The organism is Spirosoma humi (genome assembly GCF_054776575.1).
Genome location: NZ_BAAHBR010000015.1, coordinates 45,580 through 62,253, shown reverse-complemented (window position 1 = coordinate 62,253; position 16,674 = coordinate 45,580). Strand labels below are relative to the sequence as shown.

Sequence of the window (16,674 nt, the reverse complement as noted above, 5' to 3'; positions counted from 1 at the left end):
AAGGATTCGTATCAATAGTTCTGGACTAGGCATTCGACCTTGCTTTCTTTTCGGCTCTACGGCCAGCGTTATAGTGATATCCTTCGTGTATTATCACACCCAGCTTATGCCGCCACCAGCAGGCACTCGGCCGGTTTGACGATTGGCAAACTAACGGTCACGCTCAGCACAAAGTAATTTACCCCATTGATGTGCACCTTTTCGTCCCAGCGCAGCATGGCCAGATCCGTTTCGGTCAGATCAAGCGATTGTTTAACGTAGAACTGCGCCTGGCGCATGGCCTCCAGCACCGACCAGTGGTTTTTGTATAGCCCGTTTTCGCCATTCCAATACAGCGAATAACCACCCTTTTGGGGTGATGCATCGGCTTCACCGGCCACGATTCCGTTCCAGAACAGCAGCCGGGGCGCGAAGCTCGTCGTCAGTTGCCCGAATTGGGCCGTAACGCCCGCCTGCGCGGCTTTCGTACGGCCGGTGGCACTATCGGTCAATAGGGTAGAGAAACGGCTTTTGAGGGGCGCAAAATTAGGCGTGGTGCCAGGCGTTTCGTAATCGGCCATCAGGGCCGGTTTGTCCTTCATCAGCTGATCCCCCGAATCCAGGTCGTAGCTCAGCTGCAGCCGGATGTTTACTTCCGACGTTTTAAGGCCCTGGCCCACAGCTTTGCTGCTCCAATCCTTGACGGCCGGTTTGCGGATCGCATCCTGCCAGAAGTCGATCGTTAGTCGCCGATCGGCCAAATTAAAGGTAAACTTTAAATTGAACAGCTTCCGGATTTCCAGCAGCAACTCCGCCAGGCTCATCGATGGCAGGTGTCGGCTCACCGTCACGGCCGTCGCTCCGTCCAGCGCCCGGGTGTTGTAGAGCAGTAGCTTCGAATACACCGGATGGGTAATAAAATCGCCATCGATGACGGTATTGGTCATAAAGCCGATTTTCTTCAGCAGCCAGCCGATCATGATCATCGGCGTGATAGGCCCCGCCGATGTGAAGTCATTCACCAGGCCATTGTAGTTAATGGAGCCACCGCTGGTACCATAAAAATCAGGGTTCCGGATGACGGGAAAAACGGCCGCTACCTGGCCATCACTGATCAGTTCGGCGTTCAGAAGGCCAGCCAGGGGAAGCGTGCCCAGATCCAGCTCCGGCAGGGGTCGGTTCTGGCTATTGCCGAAAAATTCGCCCAGGGCTTCGACCATCTGGCCTGCGTAACCCGCTTGTCCGGCTTCGGTCAGCACATAGGTGGCCTCCCGGATCAGATGCCCATTCAGGTACTGCTCCAGGTGTCGACGCTGCAGGACGGCCCCCGCCTGGGGCTGCTCCCAGTAACCAAAAATAGCTTGGTTCCGGCGGCTCAGGGGAAAACCCGGCAGGTTGTAGGAACTGCCGACAATCTTCGAATAATCGAAGTGGGGGCTGGCCAGGCTCATATCGAGCGAGGAGCCAGCGGCCAACTCCACCGAGCGGCCATCGATGCGAATATCAAGCATTAGATCAGCTCGTAAAATACAAATAGTTTATCCCCACTGACCGGCGTCACGTCGACGCCGAGCAGGGCGTCGGTAAAGATGCCCCCGGGTTCATAACCACCCTCCACCATGTTGCCGCTAGTCCGGGTCAGGATCAGGACACCATTGATGTAAATCTTCATCCGGATGCGGCTCCCCACCGGCCCAACGGCGTAGTAATACCACCATTTGTTGCCAGCCGGAAAATTCATATCGTTGGTGCCCGGACGGAAAATATACTCTCCGGATTGATCTTGCATAAACTGGGCATTACCCATGTCGGCCGGTGGATCCTGCCGGTGGTAAACACTCACTACGTCGGGCCGGTTGGTGCGGTAGTGCCAGTGGTTGGTCGGTACCGCCGTCGTATAAAATTCGTTGATGGCCGTGCAGGTGCCATTCTGATCGGCATACGCCTGGGTGTCGATCGATTGAAATTCGGCCTCGGCCCGCTGATCGGCATCGCCAGCCGACTCGCCCCCGTATTTGCCCGCAGCCACGCTGATGGTGGCGGGTCCACCCAGCAGCACACCGCCACAATTCGAGCGGTTGAAGGTGCCCGCGCGCGAAATGCCCACATTGGGAAAGGGTGTCGTGCCGGCCACGGATTCGGGGGATGGCGAGGGGGCGATGTAGTTGGTGTCGCCCGGGTTGTTGGCTTTCTCGACGATGGGCTTGACGTCGGTACCGTCGTCCAGGTAATAACGCCGGAGCCGAATCGGCACCACTTTGCCCAGGCGCTTGCCGTATCCATCCAGCACCTGCTTGAAGCCCACACCCCGCCAGCCGGTGGCCCGGGCGGGCTGAACGGCCGTGGCGGGCAGACGGCTAAAGTTCTGCTCGACCTTGGCTTTTTTGAACGTGAGTACCCGCGACACCAGATCGATGTCATCGTCGGCCGTTAGCAGTTCGGTGTTGCTCAGCAGCAGGGGAACGTGGCCTTTTGGAGTGACCAGGTAAATCGACTTACTCAGCAGTAACTCCTCCAGGTAGCGTGCCCAACCGGATCCCTGCCGGGTGAAATAGCCCGTCGACACCGTCAGGCTCTGCTCCCCGTCGACCTGGATCACCCGGAGCTGAGCCGCATCGATGGCGGCTGTTTGGGGATCGATGTCGACCAGGGTACGCCGGACGGTAGTACTTTCGGATCCCTGACCCAGAATCCGCAGCGTGTCGAAACCGCCCAGCGAATTTTCGAACAGAATAAAGCGCTCCTGGGCTTGTTCCTTGTTGTCGACGATAAACGTGCGTACCTGGGAGATGCGGTTGTTGTTGCCGTCACTCAGCCAGAGCTGGTAGCTGGCCACGTCGTTCACCAGCCCATTAGGAGCCATACCGGCCGGGACGCAAACGACCTGGTTGATGGCCGCTCCGGAGAGGGTATCGAGCGTACGTACGTCCGATCGACCATCCGGGTAATTCACCTGCAGCCGACGGTTGATCAGGGCCGGTACCGGCGAGCAATTGAGCAAAAAGTACAGGTATTCGGGCTGGTATTGGGAGACGGATTTGGCGTCGGGCTGCCAGGTCAGAAACTGGCGGGTGTCGGCCAGGTAGCGATCGAAAAAGCGGTCACTCCAGCCTGCAAAATCTTCGTTGGCCAGCCCACCCTTGAATACCCACGTTTTGGGCCGCGTGAGGGTGGTGTTTACGGCCGGTATGCCCCCCGTGACGTTTTCCTGCAGACAGTAGGGCATCGTCAGGGTGGGTACGATGCTCATTTTGATTTGCCCGAAATCGGGTTTCTGCGTTTCCAGAAAGCCGTCCAGGATCGCTTCGATGCGGAAGCTGGCCCCGTCGAAGCGCTGCAGGCCACCCACCATCAGGGGCGGGTGCTCGCGGCCCACCAGGGTGGTGAGCAGCTCCAGCTCGGTCGACTGGGGAAACTTGGGAACCAGTACCGCCAGCGCATAGCGCAGATCGGAGCGGTCGGTCAGGGTGGTGTCGGCCGGATCGATCAGCACGTCCAGACGGTTCCGGGAAAATTGCAGGGCCTGGAACACCAGGTTACTCGCCAGCGGGTCGATCATAGCTTACAGGTAGGTGCGGAGCACGTCATTGGCCGGTAAGGCCAGTTTAAGTTTTACTTCATAGCCCTGGGTCGAGTCGAGTGTCATCATGGTGACCGGCTCCAGGGCGGTGGTGTTATAATCGAATTCGACGTTCTCGGTCAACTGGTGCTCTTCGCGCAGCTTGTGGGCAATGGACAGAGCAATTTCTTCAGCCTGGTCAAATGCCGCATCTATACTGTCCTCGTCACCGGGTTTGCTTTTGCAGAAAACGTAAAAGGTGACGTGATACCAGAAGTAGAACTGTTCAGCCCCATTGTCAAAAAGTTTAAAGGCTGGCCGCATCACAAAGACGGCCGGGTAAAACCCCTTCGTACTGACCGATTTGGTCATCAGCTTCTCCATCCGGCCACCGTCCGATTGCAGAACGGTGCCTTGGGTGACCACCTGCTCGGCCAGGGGTTTGAAATAACTCCAGAATAATTTACGGCTGTTCATGGGCTTGTGTCGCTTCGGCGTTCCGACTGACGCTCGATGGCATCGGCGCGGAATTCTTCTAAAAACAGTAATACTTCGTGCGCGTTGGCCTGCTGGGTTTGTTTGAGGTTGCCAAAAACTCCCTTTTCAGCCAATAGGTGGGTGTTTTTGATAAAGCCCTGGCCAATGTAGGTTTCGCCAGTACCGGTGCTCGCCTTGGCGTCCGGATCGAACAGTGCGTATTTGCTCAGTACCGATTGCACCGTGCTGGCCACGAACAGCAAGACGGCTAATTTCTTCTCGAAGGGGACGGTTTTCAGTTGCTTCACCCGCTCCCGGACGATAAACTCGTTGTAGCGTTCACGCCGGTCGCCATTCCAGTCCGGATCCTGACACTCCCGCTCCGATCGAGCCGGTCGGCAGGCCGTGGCCACCAGGTAGTCCAGCTCCCCCTCGCCGGTTTCCTGCTGGGTGATGTATGCCTGCAGATGAACATACAGATCGCTCAACTCCCCGTAACTGACCGTCACAAAGCCAGCCTCGGGTAATAGCCAGGGCGTCTTGTCGACCGTGATGGCTTCGACCGGTTGACTCGTCATCGGCTCCTGCCATACCCAGCTGCACATACGCATCAGATCGTGCAGCACCACCGCGTTTTTTTTACGCACGGCCGCGCTAAGCTGGGATCCGAAATGCCGCCGGTGGAGTTTGGCCCAGGCCCGGGGTTTGATGCCCAGCATCGTCTGCAGCAGCTGGTGGTACATGTGGCCGTTTTCGGGCGTCAAATAAATCAGCCGGATCAGTTTCGGGAGCTGATCCGGCTTGACTTCGGCCCAGGTCTGGGGGAGCGAGTAGCTTACCCCATCAAGCTGGATCGTCCGCATTTACAGGGCGTTTTTAGCTTTGGCCGCATTCATGTCGACCGTGAGCGAGCTGACGCCGATCGTCGTCAATCCCGTCATCAGCGTGGCCAGGTTTGTGAAGATCGACAGGAAGCCAGGCAACATCACACCCTGTTGCTGCAGGCCCATCAGGATCCCGGAGATACCGGTTACAATTACACCAATGATGCGCAGGGCCCTAAAGAGCGCGGGTGGTCTGGTGGTCAGTCGCTGGATGATACTTAGTTCGTCCTGAATGTTCATAAATCGATTGGTTTTGGTAAGAGAAATGGCTGGCAAGTACCAAGAAAAAAACCGCCCCCTAAAGGACGGTTTCGTGACACTTGCTAACGGTAGAGTAGACTAAAAGTCATTTTTGCTTAATGGGTGCAAAAGGGTATTTTTTATTTTACTCAATCAAAAGCAATGGACATACTAGAAGTGATTGCGAAGTGGCTATTCTGGCTTTTTGACGGAATAGGCGTGAATCTCATCCTTAAAAAAATTGGTAAAGCTTTTGATAAGAAGGGGAAAGATGACACAGATATGAATACCAATTCACTCGTTGGTCCAAGACTTCCACAGGTATAAATCGATCGACCTCTTATTCTTCCCGAGTAGGGGCTGGACTTGAAATACTACCGCCAGGTCTGTTTTACTTCACTGATGGCGGTCGCTAATTTGGCTGGGTAGTGAGGATCCTCGGCATAATGCTTATTGATCCAGTTTCTGAAAGCTGCTTCGGTGGTGAGATTGTATTTTATGCACAGATCGGATTCCCATGCCTGGTAATCCCGCATCATCAGCTGGGGCGTCGCATAAACGCCATAGCCCTTTTTGATCCACATTTGAAACGGCCGACGATTTTTGCGGAAGCCAAACCAGTTATGGGTCTTCATCATGTGGCGGGAACTGAAGTGGCCCGTTTCCAGCACGGCCAGCGCCACGGCCGTCTCTGGATAGAGTAGCTCGGTTTCACAAATCAATCGAACAGGATCGCCCCAACGTCGGACCAATCGCTCGGCCCGCCTGCTCCTCGTTGGGGCCGTCAGGGGCGGTTGTTTCTGACTCCCTGGCTTCGTTTGTTCAATTCGATCTCCAGCTCCGATACAACCAGGTTACTAGCTGTTTGCGGTTTTCCGGATTGCTTGGCCAGTGCCTGCTCGATCTGCTCCATGGATAACAGACTCTGCTGCTTGACTTCCAGCTCCTTTCTCTTCTTTTGGAGCTGGAGATCGAGTTGCTGATTTTGCTTTTGCAGGATCTGCGACTGCTCCTCCAGGTAAGCTTTTTTCTTCTTTCGGGCTGCAACAGAGTACGATAAGCTGTCACTCACCGCATCAGGCAGTGTGATGGCCACCTGGTCGGTGTTGATGATCAAACTGTCCAGCTCAGCATGGGAGAGGGTATCTGCCCGCAGCGAATCGGCCGGTATGGCAAAGCCGATGGTCTGGTTGACTTGCTGCCAGGGGCGTCCGATCGCCAGGACCAGCAGGCCCGCCAGCAGAGCGGCAACTAAATAAGTGGAAAGTTTCATTACGGTAGGAATTAAAAGGTGATCCGGCTCACCACGATCATTTCGCTTTTGAGCCGTTTCTTCAGAAAAACGCCCTCACCCGGGCCGTCTGGGTTGGAGGTATTCCCCCCGATCACCCAGCAATAGTTTTCCACATTGGGCCAGTTGACGATCACCTCGACGTGGTTGATGCGTTTGCCGCCAAACCGAAACAGCGCCAGGTCACCGGCCAGCGGAACCCGGCCGTTTACGGCATGGCCTCCCCGCCAAACGACGACGCTGGCAGGAAGGGACCAATTAGCGGCCAGGGCGGGGCCTTTGACCCCGTGCCGGACGTCGGCCGTCACGAACACGTGGTGGCAGAATAAACCGCAGTACATGGTGCCCGGGCCGTAGCCGTAGGGCTTTACGAACAGGTTGTAAACCGGGCCTCGGTTTTGGCCGACCTCCCGGGTACCCACGTATTTGACGGCCGCTTCCGTGACGGCCTGGCGCTGCAGGGCTATCGACCGACGCTTACTGTCTGCGGCAGGTTGACCGACAGCAGTTGAATGAACAAGAAGCAAAGCCCAAAAAAGGCCAATAGGAAAACGCATAGCCGTTGGAAAGAAGTAAGCTCGTATTTGATAGTGGTCATCATATCGGGGCCATCGGTGCCTGGGCGAAAGAACCGGAATAGTTCCGGCCAGAATAGCCGCAGCAGGCCCAGGCTTGCTGCCAGAATAAAGGCCATCCGGAAGCAGGCCGTCCAGAGCTGAGTCATTGTGTTGGAAATGATCAGCTGGCCCGGGCGCTGCTCGGCAACGGTATAGGCCGTATAGTCGGCCAGGGCGTAAAACACCAGGAAAGCCCCGACCAGACCTCCGTATAGGCTCAGCAGATACCGACTCCTATCAAGCACTTTGCGGCCCAGGCTTGGTTTGTCCTGAGTGGGAACATACTCATCCCGATCAAGCCCTGGTTCAGGGATGGGTCCGGCCTGGATTGGATCCACCGCTCGGCGGTCCGACGGCGTCGAGTCAGCCGGATCGATCACCGGCTGACTCGCTTTTGGGCGCGTGAAATTCATTATAAGCTGTCAATAAGGGTGGATAGTTGTTTCTGGGCGTCTTCGGCTTCCGTGCGCAGCAATCGGCGAAGCGTGCGGCTAACGCCAACTTTTTCGGATAGGGAGTAGCCAGAGCTGGCTAATCCATCAAAAATTTCCTGAGCGGCTTCATCGGCCGTCAGCTTGTCTTCGTGCGCGGGGTTGTTTTGATCTGGCATGATTGGTTTGATTGATTAAAAAATTAGAGGATTGCGTGTGGTGTGTCCGTGAAGTCATCCGGGATGATGGATGCTGTCGATGCCTGCAGCTGCTGGTAATAGGTCGAGAACGTAGTAGGGCTGGCCGTCTGATCCAGAAAGGTGATCACCCGATCGAGCCGAATCTGGGCATCGCGGGATAGTGTTATCCGCAAATTGTTGCGTTTGCCTTCGTCGGCCGCTACGTCATCGCCACCGGTGCCGTCTTTCTGCCGACGCTCCGTAACGCCGATCTCAGAAAAGGTTAGGGGTAGGTATGGCCAGGCCCGATCGACAGCCAGGTAAGCCACGGCCTTGCGCACCAGGCTGATGAGCAGCTCTTCCTCGAAGCTCAGCTGCGTGCGGGGCGTTTGCCACTTTTGCTTCAATGCCTGGTAGACCTGGCGTGTCAGAGCGCCACAGATCAGCTCGTCTTCCACGTCTTCGATGTGGACCAGCATCTTCTGGAAAAAGCGGTAATTGCGGCCCGCCAGCGGCAACAGGCTGCCCAATTCGTCGGCCGAGCGGACGAAGTGTCTCCGGCGGATTTTATAACCGTCCGAATCGAGCCAGGCCGCTGGGCGTACGGCCTCCAGTTCCCGCCAGAAATACTCCAACGCCCAGTCGAGCATCGATAGATTCGCATCCCGGCTGTCGACGTACTCCCACTTGGTGACGGCGATGGTGGCCTGGGGGGAGCCTTTCATGATGCCCAGATCCGAAATGCGAAACTTCATGTGGGGAAAGGCCAGCACGAAGCACTGCCAGGACATGCAGCTTTGAGCCAGCCAGAGCAGCTCCTGCATTTCGGGCTTCTGGGCATCGTCGCTTTTTAGAAAATTATACAAATCGATGCCAACCTCGTCCCGGAACCAACGCTCAGCGTGGTGGGCAAAAGGGGCCACTGTTTCAAAACTGATATCGGTCTGAATCGTACCCAGCTGAGCCTTCAGGATTTCTTCCGTCAACATACTTAATTGTGGTTTGTGACGGCCTGGGTACCCGTCGGATTGACATCGAGCGTGGTGATCTGCACACCCGAAAAGCTGGGCACGATGTCTTTGTAGCCCATCAGCCGGAGGGCGTAGTAAATGGGTTCGCTGAGCAGCACGTGATGCACCGGTGTGCGGAAATGCTGCTGGAAATCGGCCATCACCCGGATCTGGGATCCCGAGTCGTTTCCCTTGCCCGGATTCACCCCACCCAGGGTGGGCAGAATACCGGCCGCATTGGCGATCGACACGTTGGCCATTTCCCAAACCTTCGAGTAAGCGTCGTCGCTCATCTCGTTTTTCAGGGGGACCACGTCGATGGCATCGTTGTTTTTGCCCTGCTCGTCCCGCATGTATTTCAGCACGAGCGTTTTGTTGACGTTCTTGGTACCCGACATCCAGCTCGACAGGTTGTTGCCGAATTCGCGCCATTTGGCCGCTACCTTGCCCGCTTCCACCGGCTTGCCCCCTTCATAATCGAAGTAGTCTTTCGGCATTTTCACTACATACTTGATGTTGTAGCCGTTGGTGATGCCGGAGCGGTGGAAAATGGGGATCAGGTTGGCCAACTCGATCCATTCGCTGGCTCCCCACCAGCTGGGGAAGGCATAGTGTGGATTGCCCGACTGATGCTCTCTGGAGTGGAAATACGAGACGATGTTAGCCTCGGGGTTGCGGGGATCGAAACCGGGTACGCGTTCGGAATCACGCGGCCGGAAATAGGAGAAGTCGCCGAAGAACGGATTGTAAAAGAAGCTGGGCTGCAGGCGGGTGCTGCTTTGAGCAATCCGGGCATTGTAGCTGTCGACCACGCTTAGCAGGGGTAAACCGTCCATCTCCAGCTCGATGCGGGTGAAGTGGTTCCCGTTGGTGACCCGCTCGTTGATCGCGCCGATCGCGTAGTGAGCCAGCCGAGTTTTGATGGCCCACTCGATGAGCTGATTGTCCTCGTAGGGCAGCAGCTGCATCTTCCCATCCACGATCACCCGTCGATTGAAGGTGATGCCGGTGCCGTAGATCATATCCCGGTTCGAATCGAGCAGGGGCTTGATCTGGTTGTTTTTCTGCACCAGCACGCCCATGGTATTGGGCTGGTTGTCGGCATTGCCCCAGGGCACGTGGTCGAGGCCATTGCCCAGCAGGCCATAGGTGGTACCGTAGGCATGGTCCCGACCTACGCGGTCGGTGAGCTGCAGGATAGCAGCCGTGTGGGTGGTCGATGTGACCACGGCCACATCTTCGTTAATCCATTCCATAGTTAGCTCTGGTGATTGATGCGACGGCCGTTGTAATAGAGCAGCCGATCGATGGCGAGTTCGAAGTGCTGACCGTTCTCCTGGTTGCAGAGTAGCAGCACAAAATTGAGCGAGACGTTACCCCGGTAGCCCCGCTCACCCGCCTGACGGCTTTGGCTTTTGGTGACCCGGGCTTTGTAACCCAGCGTCCCATCATCCCGGCAGTAGCCCACCGAAAACTCGTGGGGTTCACCGCCCTGGACATCCTGGTGAATTTCGGCGAAGACCGCCCGGCGATTGATGCGTTTTTCTGAACTCATGGTACGAAGTTGGGCTGGATCAGGGACGGCACGAAGGACAGATTTTCTTGTAGACCAGGTAGCCAGCCCCAACCCGCCACAGCCAGATCTCGACAAGGTTGAACCGTCGTTTACGCTTGATCCGGCTCAGCTCCCCCCGAACCTGAAGGCTCTCCAACTGAAAGCCCACGATCTGCTGCTGGGCCTGGGTGTAGGAACTGGCCAGCCCATCGCGCTGGGTTTCCCGCTGGGTGAGGTCCGTCTTGAGTCGGCCGATCTGGATCCGGGCAAAGTGCAGTGCCGTCAGGCTGTCGAGCAGGGGTTTAGCGTTGTGCACGAAGGCCCGCGCAATGGCCAGGCTATCCTGGGGAATGCCGGGTCTACTGTTTGGCACGTTGCCGACCAATATTGATTGCCCCATTGATCCGGCGCATGGCATCCAAATCAGACAGGCCAGCATTACGGCGTAAAGAGTCTTGTTCATCGCGGTCGAGGAGTACAGATTTTAGGGAATCGATGGTTTTCTGATACCACCATGCCTGCACGAGTGCCAGGGTCGAGTCAGCATTCCGCTGCGCCCTGAGCACGGTGTTGACAGTCGTATTCAGTTCAGCCGCCGGTGATTCATTGGCCGGAGTGAAGAGTTGGGCCAGCACGGCCACAGAAACGGCCGTGAGCACGCTGACGATGATTTCCCGAAACAGGTTACTGCTGGTGCCAAACTTGGCGTAGGTGCCCCGCAGGAAGTGGGCAACGGTAGTCAGGAAGGCGATCATGGCTGTGGTGGTGATTGTCAGACCAAAATTCAGCCGGGACGAGCTTACTGGAAAGGACACAAAAAAAGCCCACCATAGATTGGTGGGCCTTAAACATCGAGTTAGATGAACTTAATTAAAAAGGCTAAAACAAAGAGTTTATTTTACCCCTGATAAATAAGAAGTGATATATTAATGACTTATGAAAAGAGGGTAATTAAGGGTTTAACCACTCTCTATCAGGCTTAGCCAATAGGCGGGCGTTGTTATAGGCCCAATCTAATGGCAATACTGTATTCGCACGATATACCTCGCCTTCTCGTGCGACCACCAAAGCCACATCTGTAGTTTCAGCAGTGCTGATACATAATGGTAGAAGTAGTTGAATGGAGTCGCTATAAAATTGAGGAATAGCTGTTTTATAATTTCTCCTGATTCTTGTGAGAGCTGAGTCAATAGCACTTTTTACTCTTTCTACTTGTTGCGGCTTGCTTAAATCACGAAAAACCGCTGGAAAACGTTTTTCTCTGTCGTCTAAAATATGTTCAAAATCAGGGATGAGCCTTCTTGACGACTCGTAAATCAACTCTGCTGCATTTTGAAAATAATTAGCTAGTTCCGGTTTCTCGGCAAAGTAATTCATGGTCCTATTACTTTCCCTATCGAAGCACTTGAATACCCAAGCAGGCTGTTTTATGTAGCTATCTGTATGGCGATTTCCTGGAAAATTGTCTTTATGCTCAAAATAGGCAAAGATATCTTCTTGTTTTATAGTAGCGAGCCCCGTGTTAAAGCATGCAAACTTTAAATCACGGCCCTTCTCATTAATCAGAGCATACTTTATTTTCTCTTCTTTATGCAAACGAGCAAATGTGTATGTAATATAACTCTCTAGAACAGGATGTCTTCCTGTCTTATTTGAAATGTAATCCCAATCTCCGTCTTCTGGCTGGGCGTGGTTTTTAGCTAAATCTTCTATGTCTTTGTCCCAATCTCTAAAAGCAGCGAATTTTTCTAATCCAGAGCGAGTGTCACGCATGACAACTTGCTTTGCCTGTAAGCCTCTATCAGAAACACTTGCAGTAAACTCAACTTCAAAACCTGGTTCCACATTTTTGAAGCCTTTTCCTATTATATCAGTGTGATGAATAAAATATTTTTCGTCAGTTCCTGCGGCTTTTATATATCCGAACCCACGTTCAAACTGATCGACAGTGCCGACGTATCTGTCAGTTACTCGGGTTAAATTTTTTGCAGAGGGACCTTTTGCACTACTTTCTATCTCGAACTCCACATCTTCATTTTCAAGGAGAACTTTAGCGTCATCTTGTATTTGTGAATAGTGAACAAAAACCTCGTGCCCTTCAGGTGTGGTGATCTTGCCGAATCCCTTTCTAGCATCAAAAAAGAGTACTTTTCCTTGTGTCATAATCATTATATAGCGTGTAGATAAATTTATTGCGGCTCAATGATAACTATAAGTTTTATAAAATCGTAAGGTAATTACTTTAAGGTAACTATAATTTTTTAGACGTGGCTCAAGTGACAGCAAGGCCAAATTCGTACTTGCTAAAAACTTACTTAGGTGCATGCGCAAAGTAGATCAATTAACATGCCCGGTAGAACATCTACCGGGCATGTTAATTGATCTACTTCATCTTACGTTGCTGCAATACTTTGCTCTGCTCCATTTCGCCGATTACACGACGTTCATCGGGTCGGCCGTACACTTCAAGCCCTTTGTCGGTTTTCCGACCCAGCACTACCTTAACCGAGTCGGTGCTTAGATAAAGTTTGTTGAAGCACCAGTCGGTAAAGGTTTTACGGCCCGCCTTGCTGGATAAATCCTCCGGCAGATCGAGTTTGCCCGCGATGACTTTCAGCCAGGTGTTGAATTTGGGTAAGGAGGTAAGGGGTAACCTTTCCCAGCCACCGTATTTATCGACGATTGCCTTCACTTCCTCAAACTGAGGCACCCGAATGGATACTTCAGTTTTTATCCGGTCTTTGATCAGCCAGACCTCGCCATCGAGACCCTTCCGAACCGCCGTTTTACTTTTTTGAACAAAATCTTTCAAATCCCCATAGTGGAACCCACTACGGCACAGGATGACGAAAATATCAGCCGCCTGTTGAAGGTGACTATTTTCGAAGGTGTGCGTCCTAAGTTTCTGAAATTGTTCCTCGCTGAGAAATACCGGGTCGTCATATTCGGCATTTTTGATGCGCATCCCGTCGAGTGGATTGCTGTCGGCCACCTTGTGCAGCTTGGCCCAGGTCAAGACATTTTTGATAGTTTGGGTGTGCTTGACCACGTAAGAATCTGCGTGGCCAATCTGATCACCATCCAGAGGCAGCTGCTTCATCCAGCGCCGGTACTTCTTTACCCAGGTCAAATCAAAATCCTCTACCAGCAGATCCTGGGCATTTTCGCTGATCAGAAAGTCGACCAGTTTTTTACGCACATTATCGTAAACCTCTAAGCTAGACTTTTTCAGCCTTCGTTCAGGATCCTGGGCGCTATCGGTTAAATACAGCTCGAAGGCTGAAAGCAGGGAAACGCATTCACTACCGCTTTCATATATACGCTTGATTTTAGCCGCGGTAATTTTTTCCTTTCGGCGGAACAGGTCATTGAAGATGGCCCTAAGGTGATCCCGCATGATGTCCAGCTGTTCGTTTTTAAACAGCGCTTCCGGATCCCGTTCGCTGATCTGCTTGTCATTCCAGTAATCCCGATAGGTTGTAATGCCGGTGCTTCCGATCTCTGCTCGTTCGCCGGCCACCGTGACCCGGCAATAAAGTTGAACTTTGTCCTTCTGCTTACTTTTACGACGCCAGAAGATAATTTCCATACGCTTGACAATTTTCATTGCTCTGTATTTTGGTACGGAGCGGTGTGGAGCGATTATAGAACCGGAATTAAAAATTTTAGACCATTTATTGTAACTTATTTTTAATTATTGCCTATATAGTTGATTAACTACTAGTTAAGAGGTGTCACCTGATATAAAGGGGTGCTACCTCCTTTGCTTCAAAATGGGCAAAACCGGCTTGAATGGGTCAGAAGGGACAAAAAAAAAGCCCGAAACGGCTAGTTTCGGGCACCATACTCAACGATATAGGGAGTTTGCAGAGAGAGAGGGATTCGAACCCCCGGACCTGTTACAGTCAGTGGTTTTCAAGACCACCGCAATCGACCACTCTGCCATCTCTCTTTCTTGGGTGCAAATATAAGAACGTTTTGAGATATGTCAACCCACAGCGGGCCATTTTCAGGTAAAAAGGCTAATTTTGACAATGATCTGACGAGCAGAAACGTCGATGAGTGCAGGAACGGATGCCGTTCTGGCCACTCAGGCGCTCGTTCACCCTTTCGCTCTATACAATGGATACCCTCGAATCGCTACCCTCGCTCGAGACCGCCCGCAAACTGGGCCTGCTGCCCGAAGAATTTGATCGAATCGCAGAAATTCTGGGGCGTCAGCCAAATTTTACAGAACTGAGTATCTTCTCGGTGATGTGGTCGGAGCACTACTCGTATAAGAACTCCATCGTCTGGCTGAAAACCCTGCCCCGCGATTCGAATCGTACGCTGGCCAAAGCGGGTGAAGAAAACGCCGGTCTGGTCGACATTGGCGATGGACTGGCCTGTTCGTTCAGGATTGAGTCGCATAACTACCCGTCGGCGCTGGAGCCTAACCAGGGAGCGGTCACAGGCGTTGGCGGTATCAACCGCGGTCTATTTACGATGGGTGCCCGGCCCATTGCCCAGTTTAATTCCCTTCGCTTAGGCGATCTGGCACTGCCAAAAACCAGGCAGTTACTGTGCAGTGTCGTAAAAGGTATCGGCGATTATAGCAAGGTCTTGGGAATCCCGACCGTGGGCGATGAGCTTTTTTTCGATGATTGCTACAACACCCATCCGCTGGTGAATACGTTCTCGGCGGGCATTGTAGAAGTCGGCAAATCGGCGAAGGCAATCAGCTTCGGCGTAGGCAACCCGGTGTTTATTGTTGGCTCGGCAACGGGTAAAGATGGTATTCACGGGGACACGTTGGCCCCCGAAGACATCTCAGCCGCATCGACCGATGAGCTTTCAGCGGTACAGGTGGGTGATCCGTCCACGGAGAAGCTGTTGCTGGAAGCCACGCTCGAAATCATGGCTACCGGCTATGTGATTGGTATTCAGGCCATGGGCGCTGCCGGTATTATCTGCTCAACGGCGGAGATGAGCGCAAAAGGCGAGCACGGCATGATCATCGACCTCGACGAAGTACCCACCCGCCAGCCGGACCTGGCTCCTTTCGAGATTCTGTCGTCCGGATCGCAGGAGCGCATGCTGGTCGTAATTGAAAAGGGGAAAGAGCCTATCATTCAGGAGATTTTCGATAAATGGAATCTGAACTGCGCACAAATTGGCGAAGTAACGGCCCGGGGCGAACAGGACCTCGGTCGTCTGCATTTCTACCGCCATGGCAAACTCGTGGCCGATGTGCCTGCGTATGATCTGATGTTGGGTGGGGGAGCGCCCCAGTACAACCGGGAGTATAAAGAACCGGCCTATATAAAAGAATACGCCAAGTTCGATATCGACGACGTCGACGACATTGAGATGGAAGACATTCGGGAAATTGCCGGGCATCTGCTGGCGCACCCGAATATCTGCTCGCGTAAATGGGTATACGAGCAGTATGATTCGATGGGAGGCTCCGCCGACCGCAGCCCTAATGCGCCTTCCAACGCGGCTGTTGTGCGGGTAAACGGGCCCGGTATACCGGCTACCGATACATCCATCGTCATCACCGTTGGTTGCAACAGCCGCTACGTGAACGCTAACCCACGCCAGGGGACCATGATTGCCATTGCCCAAGCCTGCCGCAACATCGTTTGCTCGGGGGGCGAGCCGCTGGCGGTCACCAGCAACCTGAACGTCGGGAATCCCTACGTGCCGGAAGTATACTGGCAATTTGTGGAAGCGGTTCAGGGCATGGGCGAAGCCTGTCGCCGGTTCAGCACACCCGTTACGGGCAGTAACGTTAGCTTTTACAACCAAAGCGCCGACGATGGCCCCGTATTTCCGACGCCCACCATCGGTATGCTCGGCCTGATGGAAGACCCGACTCACCGCATGACGCTGGATTTCAAAAATGAAGGCGACCTGATCTACCTGATCGGCCAGTCAACGAACGACCTTGCTTCGTCGGAGTACCTGTACTCATTCCTGGACATGAAAGCGTCGCCCGCGCCCTATTTCGAATTTGACGACGAGTGGCACGTGCAGGAAGGCATCAAGACCATGATTCGCAAGGGCTGGATTCAGTCGGCACACGATGTGTCGGATGGTGGTCTGTTCGTTACGCTGGCCGAGTCTGCTATGGCGGGTAACAAAGGCTTTGCGATTAGTTCGGACGATCGTCACCGGCTGGATTCGTTCCTCTTCGGAGAAAGCCAGAGCCGCGTAGTCGTCACGATCTCGCCGGAACAACAAACGCACCTGGAAGGCTACCTGCACGATACGGTCATGCCGTTTATGTTGCTGGGTACCGTAACGGATTCGTCAGCCGCGTTCGTGATCGACGGTACGCCAATCATTACACTGGCCGAAGCGAAAGAGCTATATGACAACGCGTTGGGTAAACTTATGGCTCACCCATGAACGTGTTTAGCTAAAAATCATTGAACTGACCGACGATGCGCCCAGCAAGCAGCTTGTTG

The 16,674-nt window shown here is 53.7% G+C and carries 19 protein-coding genes and 1 tRNA gene; 2 read left to right on the top strand and 18 right to left on the bottom strand.

Features of this window, described 5'->3' with window-relative positions; all coding sequences use genetic code 11:
• Positions 1-104: 104 nt before the first annotated feature.
• The 5 genes from ACYU8Y_RS16440 to ACYU8Y_RS16420 are packed head-to-tail and all read right to left on the bottom strand — an operon-like array spanning position 105 to position 5,175.
• Entirely contained in the window at positions 105-1,490 is a 1,386-nt protein-coding gene (locus tag ACYU8Y_RS16440; protein WP_460939140.1) for a hypothetical protein, read from the bottom strand.
• Positions 1,490-3,538 (bottom strand): DUF5977 domain-containing protein, encoded by a 2,049-nt coding sequence (locus tag ACYU8Y_RS16435; RefSeq protein WP_460939139.1) that lies wholly within the window; start codon positions 3,536-3,538, stop codon positions 1,490-1,492. Before ACYU8Y_RS16435 ends, ACYU8Y_RS16440 begins: the two co-directional genes overlap by 1 nt.
• Positions 3,539-3,541: 3 nt before the next feature.
• The gene (locus ACYU8Y_RS16430) at positions 3,542-4,015 is read right to left on the bottom strand and encodes a hypothetical protein (protein ID WP_460939138.1); all 474 of its coding nucleotides are present in this window, start codon (positions 4,013-4,015) and stop codon (positions 3,542-3,544) included.
• The gene (locus ACYU8Y_RS16425; protein WP_460939137.1) at positions 4,012-4,878 is read right to left on the bottom strand and encodes a hypothetical protein; all 867 of its coding nucleotides are present in this window, start codon (positions 4,876-4,878) and stop codon (positions 4,012-4,014) included. The genes ACYU8Y_RS16430 and ACYU8Y_RS16425 overlap by 4 nt, the downstream gene beginning before the upstream one ends.
• Positions 4,879-5,175 carry a hypothetical protein gene (locus ACYU8Y_RS16420; RefSeq protein WP_460939136.1) on the bottom strand — a complete coding sequence of 99 codons (297 nt, stop codon included), beginning with the start codon at positions 5,173-5,175 and terminating at the stop codon, positions 4,879-4,881. It lies immediately after the preceding gene.
• 126 nt (positions 5,176-5,301) lie between these two features.
• On the opposite strand from ACYU8Y_RS16420, the gene ACYU8Y_RS16415 reads away from it, so the two are divergent.
• Positions 5,302-5,466, top strand: coding sequence for a hypothetical protein (locus tag ACYU8Y_RS16415; RefSeq protein ID WP_460939135.1), 165 nt, complete (start codon positions 5,302-5,304; stop codon positions 5,464-5,466).
• A 47-nt stretch (positions 5,467-5,513) separates the two neighbouring features.
• Here the strand turns inward: ACYU8Y_RS16415 and ACYU8Y_RS16410 are convergent, their stop codons facing one another.
• The 13 genes from ACYU8Y_RS16410 to ACYU8Y_RS16350 form a co-directional block, all read right to left on the bottom strand.
• The gene (locus tag ACYU8Y_RS16410) at positions 5,514-5,861 is read right to left on the bottom strand and encodes a glucosaminidase domain-containing protein (RefSeq protein WP_460939134.1); all 348 of its coding nucleotides are present in this window, start codon (positions 5,859-5,861) and stop codon (positions 5,514-5,516) included.
• A 62-nt stretch (positions 5,862-5,923) separates the two neighbouring features.
• Positions 5,924-6,412 (bottom strand): hypothetical protein, encoded by a 489-nt coding sequence (locus ACYU8Y_RS16405; RefSeq protein WP_460939133.1) that lies wholly within the window; start codon positions 6,410-6,412, stop codon positions 5,924-5,926.
• Positions 6,413-6,423: 11 nt separating this feature from the next.
• The gene (locus ACYU8Y_RS16400; RefSeq protein WP_460939132.1) at positions 6,424-6,771 is read right to left on the bottom strand and encodes a hypothetical protein; all 348 of its coding nucleotides are present in this window, start codon (positions 6,769-6,771) and stop codon (positions 6,424-6,426) included.
• A 122-nt stretch (positions 6,772-6,893) separates the two neighbouring features.
• Positions 6,894-7,460 (bottom strand): hypothetical protein, encoded by a 567-nt coding sequence (locus ACYU8Y_RS16395; RefSeq protein WP_460939131.1) that lies wholly within the window; start codon positions 7,458-7,460, stop codon positions 6,894-6,896.
• A complete protein-coding gene (locus ACYU8Y_RS16390; protein ID WP_460939130.1) occupies positions 7,460-7,657 on the bottom strand; it encodes a hypothetical protein in 198 nt (65 codons plus the stop codon). Before ACYU8Y_RS16390 ends, ACYU8Y_RS16395 begins: the two co-directional genes overlap by 1 nt.
• Before the next feature lie 23 nt (positions 7,658-7,680).
• Entirely contained in the window at positions 7,681-8,646 is a 966-nt protein-coding gene (locus ACYU8Y_RS16385) for a DUF6712 family protein (RefSeq protein ID WP_460939129.1), read from the bottom strand.
• A gap of 2 nt (positions 8,647-8,648) precedes the next feature.
• Positions 8,649-9,923, bottom strand: a complete 1,275-nt coding sequence (locus ACYU8Y_RS16380) for a hypothetical protein (protein WP_460939128.1) — start codon at positions 9,921-9,923, stop codon at positions 8,649-8,651.
• A gap of 2 nt (positions 9,924-9,925) precedes the next feature.
• Positions 9,926-10,222, bottom strand: a complete 297-nt coding sequence (locus ACYU8Y_RS16375; protein ID WP_460939127.1) for a hypothetical protein — start codon at positions 10,220-10,222, stop codon at positions 9,926-9,928.
• 19 nt (positions 10,223-10,241) lie between these two features.
• Complete coding sequence (locus ACYU8Y_RS16370) at positions 10,242-10,595, bottom strand: hypothetical protein (protein WP_460939126.1); 354 nt, start codon at positions 10,593-10,595, stop codon at positions 10,242-10,244.
• Positions 10,582-11,037, bottom strand: coding sequence for a hypothetical protein (locus ACYU8Y_RS16365; RefSeq protein ID WP_460939125.1), 456 nt, complete (start codon positions 11,035-11,037; stop codon positions 10,582-10,584). The genes ACYU8Y_RS16370 and ACYU8Y_RS16365 overlap by 14 nt, the downstream gene beginning before the upstream one ends.
• Positions 11,038-11,173: 136 nt before the next feature.
• The gene (locus ACYU8Y_RS16360) at positions 11,174-12,385 is read right to left on the bottom strand and encodes a DUF3825 domain-containing protein (protein ID WP_460939124.1); all 1,212 of its coding nucleotides are present in this window, start codon (positions 12,383-12,385) and stop codon (positions 11,174-11,176) included.
• A 220-nt stretch (positions 12,386-12,605) separates the two neighbouring features.
• Positions 12,606-13,829 (bottom strand): phage integrase SAM-like domain-containing protein, encoded by a 1,224-nt coding sequence (locus ACYU8Y_RS16355; protein WP_460939123.1) that lies wholly within the window; start codon positions 13,827-13,829, stop codon positions 12,606-12,608.
• A gap of 260 nt (positions 13,830-14,089) precedes the next feature.
• Positions 14,090-14,174 (bottom strand) — tRNA-Ser (locus ACYU8Y_RS16350).
• Positions 14,175-14,344: 170 nt separating this feature from the next.
• Between ACYU8Y_RS16350 and purL the strand changes: the two genes are divergently transcribed.
• On the top strand, positions 14,345-16,615 hold the full coding sequence (gene purL, locus ACYU8Y_RS16345; protein WP_460939122.1) for a phosphoribosylformylglycinamidine synthase subunit PurL: 2,271 nt from the start codon (positions 14,345-14,347) through the stop codon (positions 16,613-16,615).
• The last annotated feature ends 59 nt before the right edge of the window (positions 16,616-16,674 follow it).